The 20370-nt window shown below is 40.7% G+C and carries 12 protein-coding genes; 4 read left to right on the top strand and 8 right to left on the bottom strand.

Features of this window, described 5'->3' with window-relative positions; genetic code table 11:
• Positions 1-55: 55 nt before the first annotated feature.
• Positions 56-715: an HAD family hydrolase gene (locus B3600_RS24070; protein ID WP_286709596.1), complete on the top strand. Its 660-nt coding sequence runs from the start codon at positions 56-58 to the stop codon at positions 713-715.
• Positions 716-847: 132 nt separating this feature from the next.
• On the opposite strand, the gene B3600_RS24065 is transcribed toward B3600_RS24070, so the two are convergent.
• Entirely contained in the window at positions 848-2356 is a 1509-nt protein-coding gene (locus B3600_RS24065; RefSeq protein ID WP_286754712.1) for an alpha-L-fucosidase, read from the bottom strand.
• A 182-nt stretch (positions 2357-2538) separates the two neighbouring features.
• Complete coding sequence (locus B3600_RS24060; RefSeq protein ID WP_286754711.1) at positions 2539-4146, bottom strand: beta-N-acetylhexosaminidase; 1608 nt, start codon at positions 4144-4146, stop codon at positions 2539-2541.
• 477 nt (positions 4147-4623) lie between these two features.
• On the opposite strand from B3600_RS24060, the gene B3600_RS24055 reads away from it, so the two are divergent.
• Positions 4624-6858 carry a glycoside hydrolase family 2 protein gene (locus tag B3600_RS24055; protein WP_286754710.1) on the top strand — a complete coding sequence of 745 codons (2235 nt, stop codon included), beginning with the start codon at positions 4624-4626 and terminating at the stop codon, positions 6856-6858.
• 253 nt (positions 6859-7111) lie between these two features.
• Positions 7112-7390, top strand: coding sequence for a DUF4342 domain-containing protein (locus tag B3600_RS24050; protein ID WP_286754709.1), 279 nt, complete (start codon positions 7112-7114; stop codon positions 7388-7390).
• Between the two features lie 65 nt (positions 7391-7455).
• Here the strand turns inward: B3600_RS24050 and B3600_RS24045 are convergent, their stop codons facing one another.
• Positions 7456-9465, bottom strand: coding sequence for a beta-N-acetylhexosaminidase (locus B3600_RS24045; protein ID WP_286754708.1), 2010 nt, complete (start codon positions 9463-9465; stop codon positions 7456-7458).
• A gap of 250 nt (positions 9466-9715) precedes the next feature.
• Here B3600_RS24045 and B3600_RS24040 point away from each other — a divergent pair, with 250 nt between their 5' ends.
• A complete protein-coding gene (locus B3600_RS24040) occupies positions 9716-11842 on the top strand; it encodes an ATP-binding response regulator (protein ID WP_286754707.1) in 2127 nt (708 codons plus the stop codon).
• 134 nt (positions 11843-11976) lie between these two features.
• Here B3600_RS24040 and B3600_RS24035 read toward each other — a convergent pair whose 3' ends face one another.
• From B3600_RS24035 to B3600_RS24015, 5 genes are all read right to left on the bottom strand, one after another.
• Positions 11977-13176, bottom strand: coding sequence for a redoxin domain-containing protein (locus B3600_RS24035; RefSeq protein WP_286754706.1), 1200 nt, complete (start codon positions 13174-13176; stop codon positions 11977-11979).
• Between the two features lie 51 nt (positions 13177-13227).
• Positions 13228-14631, bottom strand: a complete 1404-nt coding sequence (locus B3600_RS24030; protein ID WP_286754705.1) for a RagB/SusD family nutrient uptake outer membrane protein — start codon at positions 14629-14631, stop codon at positions 13228-13230.
• Positions 14632-14699: 68 nt separating this feature from the next.
• Positions 14700-18188, bottom strand: a complete 3489-nt coding sequence (locus B3600_RS24025; protein WP_286754704.1) for a TonB-dependent receptor — start codon at positions 18186-18188, stop codon at positions 14700-14702.
• Between the two features lie 35 nt (positions 18189-18223).
• Complete coding sequence (locus B3600_RS24020) at positions 18224-19465, bottom strand: FecR family protein (protein ID WP_286754703.1); 1242 nt, start codon at positions 19463-19465, stop codon at positions 18224-18226.
• 89 nt (positions 19466-19554) lie between these two features.
• Entirely contained in the window at positions 19555-20145 is a 591-nt protein-coding gene (locus tag B3600_RS24015; protein ID WP_286754702.1) for an RNA polymerase sigma factor, read from the bottom strand.
• Between the last annotated feature and the right edge of the window lie 225 nt (positions 20146-20370).

Here is a 20370-nt window from a genome sequence, read left to right as displayed (position 1 = left end):
ATTTAATCTCACTATTCTACCATGGTTCAACCGCAATTTTTACTAGATTTATCAAATGAAACTTATCATATTTGATCTGGACGGAACACTGCTAGATACATTACAAGACCTGGGGGACAGCTGCAATGCTATTCTTGAACAGCATGGATATCCAACGCATCCACTCGTTGCTTATAAGAAATTTGTAGGCAATGGCGTACAGAAACTCATCGAAAGGGCATTGCCCGAAGAAGCACGAACGGCAGAGACGATTACAGTCTTACTTGGAGCTTTTAAAAGCTATTATGAACAAAAACCTGTATCGCATACACGGCCTTACCCGGGAATTGTATCGCTGCTTCAAGAATTGAAGTCTTTAGGTTACCTCATCTCCGTGGCGTCCAATAAATACCACGAGGCAGTCATCCCACTGATGCAACAATACTTCCCCGATATTCCATTTGACCTTGTCCTCGGCCATCGCGCTGGTCATCCAGCCAAACCCGATCCCGCAATCGTCCTAGATAGCCTTGAGACATTAGGTGTCAACAAACAAAATTGCCTGTATGTCGGTGATTCATCGGTCGATATGGATACGGCCAATAATGCCGGGGTAACAGCAATCGGTGTTACCTGGGGCTTTCGCGATGAAGACGAATTGAGACAACACGGGGCAAAATACATTATCCATACCCCAAGCGAGCTCCTCAATATTACAGCAACAACACTGATATAACAGAAAAACGGCACTTTAACCAATAGCGATTTAAGTGCCGTTTTTATTAGATCCATCCTAATGTCGTTTATTCGGTACCATTGCTATTGGCGATCCGATGAAATCAGGGAAATTTCCTATAATGTCCTGAGCCTACATTTTTGCATCCATTAGTTGCTCACGCTGTCCTTTTGGATGACCAAGCTTCATTTTTATAACAAAAGCCTTATTGGCAACAAATGCGTCTGGAAGTACAATATCATAGTACATATTCTTATCCAGGTCTATGCCGATTTCAGCTTGCTTTAAAACCAAGGTTTGACCATTTTGAAGTAATGCTGCCGTTACCGGAACCGTTGTTGCATTCTTCGGTACAGCAATACGGACAATATTGTTGACGGGTCGATTAAAGACCGTAAGATAGAGATTGTCCTCTTTTTTTGTAAAATAACCCAATTTAGATGGCGCAAGCCCCGCATGCCTAACCCCATAAACAGCTTCACCATTAACTTTGATCCAGTCACCGATCTCTTTCGCCAGTTTATCCTCTCCCGGATGCATCCGACCATTTCCGTCCGGACCAAAATTCAATACGAAATTCCCGTTCATTGATACACAGTTCATCAACATATCGATCAAATCGTCGGATGTCTTTGTATAAATACCCGACCAATCTTTCATGTAGCCCCAACCATTGGGAGGTATCGTCATGACGCAATCCCAATCACGTCCTTCCAACCATTCAAATTCTTTCGGCATTTTGCGTTCCCATCCTTGCTCATAATCCCCCAGCATATCGCCATTCGAATCGAAATGTCGTTTTCCAAATTCATCGTTTCGAAAACGGCTACCGATGATTAACCCCGGATGCTTCTCGCGGAGTTCCTTTTCCAGTTTATAGGTAAAGTCATAGGACTGAATCCAGGACTGATCCCAGGTACCATCAAACCAAAAACCTTTTATCTGGGGGTAATTTTGAAGAAGCTCCAATAATTGATTACGGGTATACTCTAAAAACTTGTTGAATTTTGCCTTTTCTTCCGGTGTAGACGGCGCCTTTCCCATATAGTTTGAATTATTCCATTCCAAGATCGAAAAATACAAAAATACATCTATACCTTCGGCTGTGTAAGCGTCTACAACCTGCTTGACAATATCTTTTTTATATGGGCTTTTCTTAATGGTATAATCTGTGTATTTCGAAGGCCATAAAGCAAATCCATCATGATGTTTGGTGGTAAAAATCAGGTATTTTGCGCCCATTTCTTTAGCCTGCTTAGCCCATAGCTTTGCGTCAAATCCTTTGGGGTTAAATTGCTTATATAAATTATCATAGGTGTTTTTCCAGTCCTTCGGTGCCGTAGGTCCACTCCAGGTACGAATCCATTCGGAAGCGGCCGCACCTTTTCGAGCACTTACCCCTTCCCACTCATTTCCTGGAATAGCATAGAGACCCCAATGGATAAACTGTCCTAAACCATAGCTACGAAAACGTGCCATTGCCTCATCGGTTCGATGCGCCGGTGTTAAAGGCCCATATTTTACCTCAATTCTTTGCTCCACCTTTTTGCGTGGACCAGTCCATTGGGCAGAAACAGTTTTCCCGGCCAATAGCCCTCCAGCCAACAGCAAGGTCACCATCAATCTGTTATAGCTTATCATATTTTATCTAATTGTTTTATTACAAGGTTCTCATTTGTTCTTTTCATACGCATTCATGCAAAAGCACAAACTTTCACATCTGCATAATGTTTCTAAAAAATCTACAGTATTTATTTGATTCCAAGAGATCTGACATCATCATTGCCGATTACACCACTCCCCGTTAAAGACAAATCACTGATCTAGTTGGGATTATCAATATACTGTTTTTGCGCTTTCTTCATAACGACCGGCTCGGGATTACTGTCCTGAAATGGATCAAAGTAATAGAGCCCCTGCTCGCGATACAGCGCTAAATGCTGCTTCAACACATGTGAAAACTGATCAAAATTACGTTGCTTACCAGGTGTCCAGGCCGCTTCCGCCAATGCCGCAATTCTCGGAAAGACGAGATAATCCAATCGATTGGTATTCGTGACGGTTTCAGTCCATAGATTAGCTTGGATGCCCAATAGCTGTTTTCTTCGACCACCTAAACTGTCCAGCTGTTCGCCTGCAAAATTGTAAACATCTTGAATAGGATTAAACCCTTTGCCCCATTTCCGCCCATACCGGTGATTTTCCTGCTGCACAAAATCGAAATATAAAGGTAACCGGGGGGTAAGAATAGCCTGATATCCTTTTTCCAAAATTTTGTTGAGCTGTTCGGGTTTATCATGGCGCCACCACATCATCACAGTTTGTGCCTTGTTCAGTTTTGCGTCTACCATCTCATCCCAAACAATAATTTTCCCATTTATACGGGCAACGGAATCCGCCATACGTCGAATAAAATACGCTTCGACCTCCTTATTCGATTTCAGTCCTTCCGCCTTTTTTAACTCCTGCACCTTTAGATCATTATTCCAGGCATCGCTACCGAAAGCAACCTCATCTCCACCCAAATGAATGTAAGTCGAAGGAAAAAGTGCTTTTACCTCGCGCAACACATGGGTTAAAAATGAATATGTCGTATTATTTGCTGGGTGAAAAGTAAAATCAGGGTGTTTTTCATTACCGCCGCCAGATAAAAATGGATACGCACGATTTGCCGCTGTTGCATGTCCAGGCATATCAATCTCAGGAATGACCTCAATATTACGTTCATCCGCATAAGCAATAATCTCACTGATATCATTTTGTGTGTAATACTGTACTTCGGCATAGGGATCGAAATAATTGCCTATACCTCCTATTTGAGTCAGCCAGGGATAACGTTGTATACTAAGACGCCAGGCAGGCTCATCCGTCAAATGCCAATGAAACTTGTTCAATTTATAAAACGCCATCCAGTCCAACAATGACTTTACTTTTTCCTTCCCAAAGAAATGTCTCGACTCATCTAACATAAAACCACGCCAGGCAAATTGTGCTTTATCCTTGATGTCAACAGCCTCCAACTCACGCTGATCCCCTTTCTGGGCTGCAACGGACAACAATTGGTCTAAACTTGAAATTCCATTGACAAGTCCCGATTTATCTGAAGCGTAGATTCGAATTTGAGTAGGATCTATCTGCAGACGATAGGCTTCATGTTCAAGTGTTTTATCCCAGCTTACCCTAACTTGGGCTTCGTCAACCATGGCCGTAGCATAGGCCGAAATGCCGAAACGCCCAAGTAGGAGCTTCTTGAAATACACGATCGTGGGATCAAAATAAGGGTCGCTTACAATACCTATATTTCTACCTAAGATCAGTTTGCCCTTCCGCGCCTCCTGCTGCTGTGGATGTGGGATAATAGCAACCTGTGCTTCCACAAATTGCATCAGCAAGAATAGCAAAAGAAATGTTCCTGTTAATCTATGTTTCATTCGTTTTATAGTTTTTTTCCACTTATCAGAATCCTTCTTCTTCCATTCATCAGATTACATCTTCTCATGTAAAAGCATTTGTCCCTGAATTGGCTCTATCACTCATTTTCGAACGTGGTTTGCTTATTATTGACCCACGATAGCCAATGCACAAGGTAAAATAAGTATGAAAACCCAGCATATGAACGGTTTACATTGGTTCTGTCTACATTTTTCTTGTAGTACAATGGTAAAGAATTTATTATTTATTACAGTAGTCCAAGTATAGTCAATCGTTTGCGCAAACCTCGAAAACGTTGTAGTAAACGAGCGCAATAAAGCGAATAAAGAAAAAACAATAATTAACAGCGACATTATAATCACTTTTAATTAAAAATAGGATCAAATAGCTATTCTCCCCTCGGTAGTCCAATTAGTCATTTTCATTTTGTTAGCTATATTTGAAGACATAAATACAATATCCTAAGTTAAAACCGTATGATAAAAAAGATATTTTATACCTTAATCTTTATTGGAATACTGCTATTGAACGTACAAGCACGAACCGTAGTTCCATTTAATACCAGCTGGACTTTCAAAAAGGGGCCTTTTTCTACGTCGACACTAGATTATAATCAACTATTTGAAGGGAAATGGCAGCTTGTCAATTTACCGCACACCTGGAATGCAAACGATATGCAGACCAAAGAGATTAAGTCTGGTAGCTTAGGAAAAAATGAACGCTTTTATACCGGCGACGCTTATTATCGTAAGTCATTTGTGCCCGAAACAGCATGGAAAGGCAAACGCATTTTCATTCGATTTGAAGGAGTCAATACCAACACAGAAGTATACGTAAACAATCAGCCACTTCCGACCAAAGAAGGCAAGAATGAAATTACCTATGACAATACACAACGCAATGGAAATTATAACTTCGTGGGCAGACATCAGGGTGGTTATTCCGCATTTGTATTCGAACTGACCAGCATGCTCCAATTTGGGAAAGAAAACGAGATTTTGGTGAAGGTAAATAATGAAGCTACCCCACAGGTCATTCCTGTCAACCATACCCTTTTCCCCATGTATGGCGGTATTTATAGACCAGTCGAACTTGTTGTAACCGATGAAATCAATATTGCGGTAAATGATTTTGCAGCCAAAGGAATCTACATTACGCAAAAAAATGTCTCCAAGAAAACAGCCGACGTTGCCGTAAAAATAAAAATAGACAACAAATCCGGGAAAAAACAGCCTATTGAATTACTAACAACGGTTTTCGAAAAAGACGGATCGATTAAAGCCAAACAGAATACGCCTTATACATTACTACCACAGGGCCGCCAGATTATTACACAACAAATCCTGGTCAAAAGCCCGCATTTATGGCAAGGTTTAGATGATCCCTACCTCTATAAGGTCGTCACGCAAATCAAAAAGAATGGCGAGGTTATTGATGAGGTGACAGCCCCCCTTGGCCTTCGTAAATTTGAGCTACGCACAGGAGAGGGATTTTTCCTGAATGATATTAAATACCCCTTACATGGCGTTTGTCGCCATCAGGATCGCCTGGGAAAAGGATCTGCCCTGAGCAATGCAGACCACGACGAAGACCTTGCGATTATCAAAGAAATGGGCGCAACATCGATTCGACTGGCACACTATCAGCAATCCGAATATTTCTATTCAAAATGTGATAGCATCGGCTTGGTGATCTGGGCCGAAATACCTTTTGTCAATCGTGTAAGTACATTCGAAGAGAATAATGCACAACAACAATTGAAAGAATTGATCCGACAAAACTTCAATCATCCATCAATTTACATTTGGGGAATGCACAATGAGGTGTATACACCGTCAGCCTATACGATCGATCTGACAACCAAATTAAACGATCTTGCCAAATCTGAAGACCCAGATCGCTATACCGTTTCTGTCAGTGGGTACAATGTTATCAACCACGCCGTTAATAATAATGCGGATGTACAAGGCATTAATCATTACTTCGGCTGGTATAATGGCGAACTGGAAGACAAATCAGACAAAGAGGATGATGTCGCCTCCTGGGCTAAACGTATCAGTGAAGAATTCAAAGATTACCGGATTATCTTTTCGGAATATGGTGCAGAAGCCATTCCCGAAGACCAAGCGGAAGAAGTTGGTAATTTTGGCAATCAATGGAGTAATCCTTCATTCTTCCCCGAAGAGTATGCCACAAAATTTCATGAGATCCACTGGGGGGTAATCGCTAAAAATCCGATTTTCTTAGGTTCCTATGTATGGAACACCTTTGATTTCGCAACACCAATTACTGGTCTTAATGTCAATCCCAGAAATTATAAAGGTCTGGTTTCCTTTGACCGTAAATTGAAGAAAGATGGTTTTTATTGGTACAAAGCCAACTGGAGCAAAGAACCGGTGTTATATATCACGCAGCGACGTATGATCAACAGAGGTAATGAAATCACCCCTATCACCGTTTATTCGAACAGAGGAGAGCCAACATTGAACATCAATGGACAAACGATCAAAGGGGCCAAAATTGGCCAGACCAATGTACATTACATCTTCGAAAACGTGAAGCTAAAACAGGGTAAGAATACTGTTGAAGCAAAAGTAATCCAAAAAGACGGTAAGGTATTAACCGACACAATTGAATGGAACTATGACCCAACGTTTAAACAAGGACCATCGGGGCCAACAAAATCGAAAACAGAGCATGTAGGTCTATAATCACATTAGTAAAAAAGAGAATAAAACAGGGGTAGCCAAAAAGCTACCCCTGTTTTTTGTTTAAGGATATATCTCCTGTCAGTTATAGTGATAATCATATCACTCTCCTTAATTTCAGAAAAGTATTAACCGATAAAAGCTGGTCGTTTACCGAGATTGTCTCGAGACTGGCCTAATGGGCATCGTACGCCTCTTATTTCCGCCCTATCTTTGAGTCATCAAATAAGAAATAAAAACATTAAAAATAAACATCATGGCAACTAAAACAACATTCAGCATCAACAGTAAAACAATTACTAAAGCTTTTCAAGATCTTTTTGATTCCTTCAAAAGCTCACGTTTAAAAGTTTCATCCAAGAATGGACAAGAATACTTAAATATCTCCTTGTTATTGGCTGTAATCATCGGAATTATTTTCCCTGTAGCTTTCATTGCACTGATTATTCTTAGCCTGATTGCACCTATTGAAATTGCAATCCTTCAAGAAGTAAAGGAAGAGCATGCTAATCAAAAGATGATTGAGCTCAAATAAATAAAGCTTCTATACCTTATAAAGAGCTAGGATTATCCAACGGTAGGATAGCCCTAGCTCTTCTCTTATTTCCTTTCTATCTTATCAAACGCTGTATTAGGGGACAAATTAAATGTAAAGTTCCCTTTTGAATCCACACCACCAGCACCTCTGACACGGGCTTTGATCTCATACTTCGATTGCGGGTTATAATTTGTTACCGTAAAATTGTAATAAAAAGGTTTGACCTTGTTGGTTCCTCTAAATTTATCCGCAAGTGCGTGATGTCCATCTTCTGCGATGACACGCCCGTCCTGCAGTAATTGTACAGCATCAATCTCCAGAAAATTCTTACCATCCACAAAGAAAAATCCAGCTTGAGCCCTTCCGTTATCGTAAATCTTCTTCGTCACATCAAAATTCAGAAAACTATACGATTCCCTGATATCATTAGGCCCCCATGCCCCCGCAATATATCCCCCGGGACGATAATAATCAATACGCATGGAATCCAATCTTGGAAGATTTGCATCCAATCGCTGATTGAAAGCTTGGTAATCTTTCGCTGATTTGGACGACCATCCTATTTCGGCTACGGCAAGTAATCTCGGAAAATTCTGTACGTTCAGATCTTTAATATCTTGCGCCAAAGCAGTCCACATATTTCCCTGCACACCGAGAACAAGCTGCTCCTCGGCCGGACTAAGCCCCGCAGACGGGTCAAATTCGTACACTCTTTTCAGCGAATTTATTTGAGGATAGGCCAAATCAGTCATTGTTCCATCGTTACGATCAGCCTGGGTAATATCAAAATAGAGATGAGAGGCAGGAGTGGCTACCGCTTTAAACCCCTCTTTAGTTGCCTCCTTGATCGCTTCTTCACCAAGCCAGCTCATAATTGCTGTACTTTTCGGCAAGTTTTCCGCATCTGCTAAGATATCATTCCAGCCGATCGGTTTTTTACCTTTTTGAACAATGATAGCGGAAACACGTTGTACGAAATAACTCTGCAGGGCTTTGACATCCTTAATCTGGTGTTGCTTCATAAAATCCTGCACATGAGTCTCTTTTTCCCACAAATCATGGCGAACCTCATCCCCTCCAAAATGAATATAACTACCCGGAAAGAGATTAGCGACTTCGGTGAACACATTATTCAAGAATTCATACGTAAACTCTTTTGTCGGATCCAGTGTATTGGGGGTAAATTGATTTCCCCAATATCCCCAAGATGACACAAAAGGAAAAATGTGATTGGGATAGGAATTCTTGTTCACCCCAAGTTCAGGATAGGCTAATATGGTCGGCCATGAATGTCCGGGCACATCAATCTCGGGCACAATCGTGATATTACGCTCCCGCGCATATTGGACAACTTCCTTGATCTGCTCCTGCGTATAAAATCCACTGCGTTCTGCAGGTTGCTTTTCTGTTCGATGAAATACCGTCGCATTTTCTAGAGTCAATTTCGGATACTTCTTTATTTCAATACGCCAGCCCTGATCATCCGTCAAATGCCAATGAAAAGTATTCATTTTGTACAAGGCCATGACATCCAGATACTTTTTCACGGTTTTCACATCAAAGAATGTCCGGCTTACGTCTTTCATATAACCGCGCCAATGATAACGCGGATAATCTTTAATGCTCACTGCAGGAATATTCCAGCTTATTTCTTTGGTTGGGTTACTACCCTCGAAAGCTGTCGGTAAAAGTTGGCGCAGTGATTGCGTTGCATTGAAAAGCCCATGGGAACTTTTTGCTGTCAGAACCACTCCCCGATTGGAAACCTCAAGCTGATAACCTTCATCATTTGGGATGGACAGTTTAGGGTCTAGTCTAAATTCAATGCTATTGCTCGCCTGTTTCCTCACATTCAGGGGATATTGCGTTACTTTTCTCAGCTGCTCAACAAACAAAGACACATCCTTCACATCGCAGCCTTTAAAACTTAAGGTAGTTTGTGGATTTAACTGAAACTGGCCCGCTCCTATATTGATTTCCTGAGGCTTGGGGATAATAGCAACCCCAGACTGTGCATGGAGTCCTTGCGCAAATAAAAGGGATAACGCTATCGAACAGAAGAGTGTTTTCATTAAAATTTAAGTTTTTATTTCTAAATAAAGAGGTCCTAAAAAGGCCCCCTATGGGTTTCACTATGCAAAATAAAAAATAAAATAGGATCCTTCCACACCAACTTTCAATCAAACGATTGTGTAAGATTTTAAAAAAGTAGCTGACTGTCTACAGCAGTCAGCGGCGGATATGATTTTTTAGTATTAAATTTGACTTCCAGACAAAACAAAATAGGCTATAGTTAACTTATTGGGGTGAAAGAACAATAACGTGAAAAACAGTAAAAAATTATTTATTATCAGGACAGTTTTAATTGCCTTCCTGATTCTTTCCTTGGTCTATATCGGTTCGATATTTACCTATCAGTATATTGAGTATCAAAAGACCGAAGCTCGTCTAAATAAAGCATATAGTTCTAAAAATCAATTGACCAATCTTTTCTACGAACTCTTCTCATCCTATAATGCTGCCGGAAATGCTTTTCGTTCCTATACTGTAGACTTCAGTTCCGAAAATTTAAAGCATTATAGCAACAGTTTAGACACGCTACGATTTTATATTGACTCCCTCTCTAAATTATCTTCCCAAAAAGGACTTACTGCAGCTACAAATACCTCTTTGGAACAAAATATCTCCCTTTCAGACGAGTTCGCTCACATTAAAAAATCTGTTGACAACATGATTTTTTTGGCAAAAGACTCGCTTTCGCTCTTGACTAAAACAAACAGAACCGTTCAACCGGGGAACAATCGGATACTTGCAGATTCTGTTGTCAATAAAATATTACGCGATACCGCACTCAATGTAAGTAAGAAGGACACCATTGTTCGAAAGAAAGAAAAACTTTTCAACAGAATTTTCAAAGCGAAGAATGACACGTTAGTTGCTGATAAGCTGCAACAGAATTTCAACGTTAATCAAATCAAGGCCATACATAGCCAGATCCAAAGTTTGATTGAACAGAACGAAACATTTCACCGGCAAGATTTCAGTAAGATTCGTCGTTCATTTGCTGAGCTTCAGCACAAGGAAAGACAATTGCTACAATCGAATTACAACTTATTTAGTACCATTAGCACGGCCTTGCTGCGGATTAAAACCCATGAAGATGAGACATTAAGGGCTGCTGAAATTCAAGATTTCAAACTTTACAGGGAAAACTCTTCCATTTTTGGCAAACAGGTCATCGCTTCTATTATTCTTATGATTATTATGGTGACACTGCTGTTGTCTTACCACTATAATACACTCGTCTATGAGCGTAAGCTTACCGCTGCACGGGACTATGCCTTACAGACATCAAAGGAAAAGGCCAGTATATTAGCTAATATAAGTCATGACGTACGGACACCGGTCAATTCGTTGGTCAGTGTTATTGATTTGCTGAAAAGCAATGCAGCGAACAATCGTGTCGATCCCGTTTTATTAGACTCCATTACACAAGATATCCATGTAATCAATGATACTGTTGAAGATATTCTGAATCTCGGCAAGCTAGAGTCTGGCACGCTGGAAATTAAGGCTGAGTATTTTTCGCCAACGCAATTGCTTGCCAACCTCATTAAAATGCAAAAGGCTCAGGCAGATAAAAAAGGACTGAAACTCATTAGTTACATTGATATCGATCCCAACATCTTAATTAAAAGCGGTACATATCGTGTACGCCAGATTGTTTCCAATCTGCTGAGCAACGCGATTAAATATACAGTTAAGGGTCAGATCGAGGTGAAAGCCTTTATCAGCAACGATCAGGGCTCCAAATTACATATAGTAGTTAAGGATACAGGAAAAGGTATTTCTGCCAAAGATCAAGGACATATTTTCGAACAGTATTATATGACCGATCAGAAATCCAAGCATAGTTTTGGATTGGGATTACATATTTCTAAGCTCATGGCCGAACAGCTAAACGGAACCTTAAGCGTTAGCAGTCAACAAGGCAAAGGATCAACATTTACATTAGTTGTTCCGTTTACCGAAGAAAAGAAAATTAAGAAACAAATGGCAAGCTTAGACAAACTCCCAAAAGAGCTACGCTTTGTCGTCATTGACGATAATCCGATCAATAATCTATTCGTAAAACAAGCATTGCAACATTTCGAAGATGTGAAAATCTATCAGGATTCATCCATAGCAATAGCCTACTTGAAGGAAAATAGAACGGATATTATTATCACCGATCTCAAAATGTATGGCCCTAGCGGTTGGGACATACTCAATTCGGTTAAAGACAGTAATCTTAAACAGGGATGGAACAGCAAAGTTATCGCACTCACGTCAGACGAGTCACAAGTAACAGTGCAGATTCCCGAAGGACAGGTACATCAATTTGATGGCGTCATGACCAAACCTCTGGACAAAACTATTCTTGCTCAACTTATAGCAAGAATTTCGTAAGATAAGCAGCGTAAGTAAAAGCAATAAGGGACTGTCTAAGACAGCCCCTTATTGCTTTTACGCTATATAACCTGCAATACTAAAGTAACTACGATCCTTTTGGACATCCTTACGTATAGGAACATTATATTCGATTACTTAAATAAATCAGCAAGCTTAGCATCCAATTGCTCATCTGTGTCGCCATTGCCACCACCATAGCGTCCGATAATAACGCCTTGCGGATCTATTAACACTTTTGTTGGTAACGAACTGACGCCATACCCCTGCGTTACATCTTTGCTAAGATCAAAATTTGTTCCATCGAATTTTGCCCCACGTAAAACATGCTTCCAAATGCCAATTTCATCTTGTTCAACCGCCTTGTGCCACTTTTCAGGTTTACTGTCATCATCTGCGATACCAATAATTTCGAAGCCTTTGCCTTTGTATTGTTGATATAATTTGATAAGGTGAGGGTTGCCTTTACGACAGGGTACACACCAGCTCGCCCAGAAATCCAGTAAGACATACTTGCCTTTGAAATCTGACAAACTTAGGGCTTTGCCGTCGATATCGGTCGTACTAAATACCGGAGCTATCTTGCCTACGGCGCCACTTCGACTTTCATCTAGCTTTTTCGAAACATCTTTTCCAAAATGACTACTTTGTACCTCCTTAGAAAAACCCGCAAACAATGTTTCAGTTTCTTCCAAAGGCAGGCTGTTCATTCTGAATAGCAACAAATAAGGGCTCAAAAAGGATTGTGGATGGTTTTTAATAAAGGTCATATCAATCTGGGCTGCTTTTTCGTTAAAAGGCTCAAATTGATTCTTGATGTTAGCAGCCTCTTCACTAAGTAGCTTTACTTTCTTTTCCAAAGCTTCAAGTTCTCGCTCAGCACGACTATACTCTTTATTTTTCGCAGCATAGGCCTTACTGATGGGCTCCATTCCTTTCCTAATAGCTGCTTTATCCTGTTCCAACTGCTTGTGTTCAGTATCCAATTTCGATCCAGTCAGCGTATAGTTTTTTAGGTTATCATCTTGAAACCCCAATTTCATTTTGGTAGGTTCCAGGTACATTTGTGTATAATCGCCCTCATTTGCGCGCTCTGGATCCGACGATCTGGTCAAAAACACCACGGTAGGTTCCGCAAGTGTGCCTTTAAATTGAAAATGGTTTTTGACAACCGAAGCACTATCAGATACCTGTTTACCTTGATCGTCCATATAAAAAAGGTAAAGCTTTTCGGTTGTCCCATTTTTAAGTTCGCCATCCAGAACAAACTTTTTCTGCGCCATTCCCATCATAGGAAATACCATAATGGCGGCTATTTTTAGCATATGTTTCATTTGATTATTTCTTTATGTTTATGTTGCTTTAATTTTACAAGTCACCTACTTTTACCACCCATATCCAGGATTCTGCTCTCCGAAAGTTGGATTTTTTTCATATTCTGCATAGGGAACTGGTAATATATATTGCCATTTTTCCTTCATATTGCCATTGAATTGTTTTACCGTTTCAAAGGGTAAACGCAGCAAGGCTATCCAATCAGAACCATCTTCAGCAGTTAGACTCCGGATTATTTCCCTAAAAACTTCCATCGTAAGTTGCTCACGGGTATTCATGGCGTTTAATGCTGTAAAATCTGTAATTCCAGCTTTTGATTTAACAATTTTAAGTAAGTCCCGGACTTCTGTCAAACTTCCATTTGATTTGGCGAGAGCCTCAGCTTTCAATAAATAGGCTTCGGTCAAACGGAAAATAAACTTAGCTTCCGCTTGTCCTCCAGTATGCTTCTTAAAAACTTGACGTTTGGCGACTGTGCCAATCATCCAGTTAGCTCTTGGATCATTTTTCAAAAGATCCAATAAAAGTGGAGTTGCATTATATGTATAATTTGCGCGGAAATAGTACTTTTCCATTTCTGCAATTTGGTTAGCAAAAGCCTTTGTACCGAGAATCACTTCTTTGCTAGCCAACCCTTTTGTAGCGAAAAGGTCCTCCACATGAGCTTCAAGTGCATAGGGGGATTGTTCGATGAGCTGGTTAGCCAATGTGACCACCGTCGGATAATCAGATGCGGCTTGTCTCAACATCAAAACACGCATTTTGAGCAAAATGGCGGCCCATTTAGTTGCATAATAATTAGGATTCGTTTCAGGCGCATGGGTAATGGCATAGTCCACATCTTCCAAAATAAAATCGTAGGTTTCTTTTACTTTTTTTCGTGGCGTAGCAATAGTAGATACCGTCACAGGCTTTGTACGGATCATTACCCCAAAATTACTATTGATATCAAAAAATTCCCCATAATAGGCCAGCAGTTTAAAATTTGCATAAGCGCGCAAGAAACGAACTTCACCAAGTATTTCATCGCGTCTTTTGCCACCAAACTTTTGTTCATTTATGGCATCAATTCCGGCGATAACTCCATTGGCAGCATTTGCAAGTTTATAGCCTTCACTCCAGATATTAAGCACCTCACCATCGCGGGATTTTAAGGTATGCATGTCTGCTTGACTGGGGCCCTGATAATTTTCTATGAGCCCAGCAAAACGTGCTGGAAGCACTTCGTGAGAAGGAGCCCAGGTCGTTCCCGGCAGCCCTGTTGTTCTATTCTCAGTTACATTGACAAGTAAATAGTAGACACCATTCAATGCAATTTCCGCGCTTTTTTGGTCAACAATAACATTATCATCAACTTTTTCCTGTGTTGGCAACGCATTGAGCGTCTTATCACAAGAGGCATTTAATCCCGCTAAAGCAATTAACAGGAAGTATAGTGGAAAGGTCTTTTTCATTCGTTTATTATTTTTAGTAGCATTAACACACATCATTCATCGTCGCCATTAGTTTGTCATCCATACGATTAGAAGCCAATACGTAATCCGAAAGAGAACATCCTATTTGATGGGTAAGCAGAGATATCACGTCCCCCACCGATGACAGAAGTTGGATCATCCGAGACTTCAGGATCCATTCCAGGGTAATGTGTTACGGTGAATAAATTTGTTGCCGAAACATATGCCGAACCGCTTCTTAACTTGAAAGTCTCCAATAACGATTTACTGAAATTATAGGAAAACGTGATGGACTTGAGCTTCAGGTAAGAAGCATCAAATACATTGACGTCTGCCAATGGTCTGAACTGCGCATGACCATACAGTAGCCTTGGCCGTGTTGCGTTGATGTTGTCACTATTATAACGCCCCAATATACTTACTCCTCGATTGGCTAGATTGTCAGCTGCACCATTAGCAACGTCAGCCTGGTAAATCAGGTCATTACCATAGGAGAATGTGAAAAGGGTCGATAGTCCAAAGTTCTTATAATTGAATGTATTTGTTATACCCCCAAAGAAATCGGGGGTCGCATTGCCAATAATATCCTGTTTATAAAAAGGCTCACCTTCCCCAATTCCATTGGGATCCAGTTTATATTTCATATCGCCAACATTGATGTAATACTCCATATATTCAAGAAAGGGAAAACTTTCTTTATAAGCTTTCAGTTCGTCCGCTGTCCGGATCAATCCGTCTGTTACGTAGCCGTACAATAGACCCAATGATTCTCCCTCTTTGACTATACTGGTCCCGAGGTTAAGCCCATCGCGATTGTTTGGATTGGAAAAAGGTCCTCCGTTGATATTTAATACCTTATTTCTATTTTTTGAAATATTAACCGTTAAATTCCAATTAAAGTCTTTCTTTTGAATCAGATCGCCACGGATATCAAACTCAAAACCGCGATTGCGTATCTTGGCAATATTGAGCACCACATTGGAGTAAGCTGAGCTGGGCGCAGTCGTAATATTGAGCAATAGCCCATCTGTTACCTTTTCATAATATCCAATTGATCCACGTAGTCTTCCTTTAAAAAAAGCATAATCTAGGCCAGCATCCTTCTGCGTAGTAGCTTCCCACTTGATTTTATCGTTACCTAGCTGCGTCGGAATGAAGGCATTCCTTCCAGCATAACTTACAGGGGAATATAAAGTCCGATAGAGGTTGCTTCCAATATTTTGCGTCCCCGTTTTACCTGCACTTACCCGTACTTTCAACTCGTCAATCCAACTCACATCTTTTAAGAACTCTTCTTCAGAAATTTTCCATGCCACGGCGCCTGAAGGGAAATAGCCTGTTTGATTAGCTGGAGCAAACTTCGATGAACGATCCGATCGACCCGTAAAAGTAAACAGGTAACGATCTTTCCAGCTATAATTAGCGCGCAGATAAAAAGACAGAAGCGCATTGGTCTGGGCAGGGCTACTGCCTTTAACTGACACCGGAATTGCAGCAGAATTTAAATTATTCAAAAAATCATCATCCGGATAACCTGCGCCCGATGCTGAGAAAAAATTCATTTTATAATTTTCCCAGGATGTTCCAATCAGCGCATTGAGGCGGTGATCTTTACCAAATTGCTTATTCCAAGTCAATGTATTTTCGATGAATGTATTGATCGATTCGGTATGGGCCTGACTACCTGTACCACCATTCGAATCACCGGCACCATAAAAACCGCTCATCATCACATAGCTTGGCACATAATTTAATTGATTATAGGTACTGTAATTGATTGAGGCTACAGAACGCCATTTCAATTCCGGTAAAATATCCCATTCTGCTGCCAACGATCCCAAAAACATGCCCGTTTTCCCCTGATTGATTCCAGAAACCATGGCTAATGGATTTTGATAACCCTGATATTCGGCATGCAGTAAGCCAAAATTGGCATACGTACCGTCGGCGTTATAGGGTGACTCCGTTGGCGGAGCAAACAATGCCTGTGTATAGGCTCCGTTTGTAATATGGTTTGTCGTGTAACTATAATCCATATTTGTATTCATCCGAAAACGTGGTGCTATCGTAGCATCTAAATTTATCTTACCAGCCAAACGATTAAAATCGGTGCCGATAATTGTCCCTCTTTGCTTATTATAGGCCAAAGAGGTGTAGTACTTGGTATTCATTCCTCCTCCCCGTATAGAAAGATCAGCATTTTGCAAGACACCTTTTTGTAAAACCAGGCCGAGCCAATCTGTATTATTGTTCCCAAAAAAACTAGGATCGTTTTCGATAGCTGTTGGAGTTGCACTAGGAGGAAGGCCTAATTTGCTGCGTTCAACATTGAGATTATGAGCAGCTTCCTTCATGATCATCTTATATTGATCTGCATTAAGTATCTTCTCTTTGAAGGGAGAAGTAAGACCAGTATAATAGTTAAAATCTAGGATCGGCTTACTATCGGCCAAGCCCCTTTTTGTTGTAATAATAATAACGCCATTTGCTGCTTTCGAGCCATAAATAGCCGTCGCCGATGCGTCTTTGAGGATATCGATACTTTCGATATCGTTGATATTTAAGCCAGCCAAACTATTCAAACCACGGTTGAAAGACCCAGAGACCATGCTGCCCATCTCATCTCCATAATAGGACTCCATGGGGTTTACAACTTCAGCGTTGCTCGATACATAACGATTTTGTACATTGACAGGTATACCATCAATAATATACAGAGGTTCATTTGTCCCTAACAGCGAGGCTCCACCACGAATTCTAATCCGTGCTACTGCACCGGGCGAACCATCCGCCTGTACAACCTGTACACCGGCAGCTTTTCCAGACAAAGCCTGATCAATACTCGTAAAGGGTACATTCTTAATTTCAGATGGATTTACGGAAGCGACAGAACCTGTTAGATCGCTACGTTTTGTGGTACCATACCCTACGACGACGACATCATTAATAACGTTATCCGCGACAGTCATTCGCACTAAAACATTTCCCTCTTCGACCTTTTGTTCAACACTGCGATATCCGACACTTGTCACGATCAGCATATCCCCTTTTTTTGCTGAAATCCGAAACTCACCCTGCGACCCACTACTAGTCTGTATAGTTTTTTCTTTTACACGAATTGTAGCACCTGCTAGCGGTTTGCCATTTGCATCGACGACTATTCCACTCACGCTTTGTTGCTGCGCAACTGTTGGCTTCTTGGCTATCACAACGATCGACTTTCCTTCCATAAGGTAATCCAGATTCTGTCCTTCAAAAATCGTGTTGAGCGCTTCCTTTATGGTTGCCTTGTTCAGATCAACATCAACGGATCCAGCCCTTTTAGCAAGTTCTCCCGTCAGGATATAATCGTATCCCGTCTGTTTTTTAACCTCTTCTAGGATCTGCGATAGCTTACCTTGTCGATGTAGTGTAATAGACTGCCCATTGGCCCAGCTAATGCCGGGAAAACAAGATGGAACGATAAGGTACATTGCGAGTAAACCCTTTCTGAGCATTCGCCCCATAGGTGGGCTTAATGGACTTTCAGTCCATAAATTAGGTAATTGTTCTTTCATAGTTATTTAGGTTCAATGAGATTAGGCGCGTACTTCTATTCAACAATCAGAGTTTTCTCTCCTTGACTGCTCATCGTAACGCGAAATGTGATATTTGAAGTTTTTTTCAAGAGTTCTAAAACGTCGGCAAGATTATTTTTACGGGAGACACTACCATAGAATGTAACATCTGGATAACTCTTTTCAAATCTTATCTCCACATTGTACCAGCGCGAAACCTTATCAAGCACCGTTTTCAGCGATTCATTCTCAAAGACAAAATCGCCATGGATCCAGTCCAGTTGAACTGTATTGTCGAAAGGTTCTACATCGACAGCCTTTTTATTGCTATCCCAGATAGCCTGATATCCTGGCTCCAACTTAACTGTCCGGGTCTCGCCCTGATATTTCACCACAACACTACCTTCCACTAGCGCTGTTTTGGTTAGCATTTCCCCAGTATAAGCCTGTACATTGAAAATAGTGCCCAATACCTCCACATCCTGCTCAGCGGTATGGACAATAAATCGCTTTTTATGCCCATTTTCCATCAATTTAGCTACATGAAAAAGTCCTTCTCCAACCAACTCTACCCTACGGATTTCCTGGCTGGCCAAATCTTGAGAGAAACGCAATCTAGAACCCGCATTTAGGGTAACTTCTGTACCATCTGGTAATTTTAGGTTAATTGTGCCACCTTTAGGTGTTTCGATCTGATTCATGACCGCTTGGCCTGGATTGCTGTTAGCCGGCAAATATTCCACCTGGCCGTCCCGGTTTTTTATCACATTGCAATTACCAACACGTAACATGGTTCCGGGTTTCAGTCGATCAAGATCGACTACTTGACCATCAGCAAGCCGGATCAATGCCTGGTCTCTTGCCGGCATTACTGTTTCTGCAGCAATCTGTTGTTGGCCCCCGGTCGCGATCTTCCCATACCAATGGTATACAGCCAATCCAGTTAAAAAGAAAACCAGTAAACTCGCAGCAATTCCAAAATGAACTATAGGTCTTCTGATCCTTGACAATTTACGCTGTCCAGCATCTATTCTTAGTTCCTTGTGGATATTACCGAGCAATTTCTCACGCACATCTGCTTGATGATATTGTGGATTTTCCTCAAAAAACGTTTTATCTTCCGATTGTGCGTACCAATGGTCCAATTCATGCTGCTCTAAAGCATTTAGATTACCTGAGAGAAACTTCTCAAAGAGTTCTTTTAAACGTTGATAGTTATACATTTGGTTAGCCAGTTTATAGATAAGTCGTACGAAAGAAGGCAAGGTTCTATTCAAAAAATATTTTTTTTTGAATTTTTCTTTTGAGGATCTACAATTGACTGCTAAAAAAGCTTAGGCGATCGATGTATTGAGAAGGTCGACTCCTATTTGGATATAAAAATCGTTGCCAACAGACAAAATAAAAAGTCTGTTTTCATCTCCTTACGTAAGATAAACAATGCTTTATGGATGTGTTTCTTTACAGTGCTTTCGGAGATATTCAATTGCTCGGCAATCTCTTGATGAGACTGATGTTCAAAGCGGCTCAAATGGAATACTTCCCTACATTTTTCAGGCAGCGTATTGATTATCCGAACCAACTTTTCATTTGTTTCCTTAATTTCTAATAGGGCGTCGGGAGAAGGGACATCTTGGCTTGTAAAAGACTGCCATGTATCCATTTTCTCCGTTTGGCGCATGATCTTCCGATAACGGTCAATTACCTTATATTTTAGGGCGGCAAGAAGATATCCTTCCAAAGTCGTACGCACTTGAACACTCTCCCTACTTCGATACAGATCCACAAATAACTGTTGTACCAGCTCCTGTGCCTCGTCAGCATCTCCCAGCTTACTATACGCTACATCCAGTAATCTATTCCAATAGCGATGATAGAGACAATCGAATGCGTGTCGACTATTATCTTTCATTGCCAACAATAAATCTTGATCACTTTGTCCCTCTTTGTTTTTCACGGTATGTTTCTCTATTAAAAACAAATGAACATAATTTTATATAATACTCCAAATGCGAATACAATTTGGGCAAATCTTTTAAAAAATATAGGATTAAAAAATAGGATTTTGAAGGTATCGGATTAGAAGGAATTCGTGTTATCATCACTGTAAAGGGAGAGTTCATATAACCTAAGGACTTAAAGATATACAAAAGGGATATTATAAACGCAAGAAGCCCTTGAC

Source organism: Sphingobacterium sp. UBA2480 (genome assembly GCF_002341965.1).
GTDB classification, from domain to species: domain Bacteria; phylum Bacteroidota; class Bacteroidia; order Sphingobacteriales; family Sphingobacteriaceae; genus Sphingobacterium; species Sphingobacterium multivorum.
This window is presented reverse-complemented; position numbering and strand designations above follow the sequence as displayed.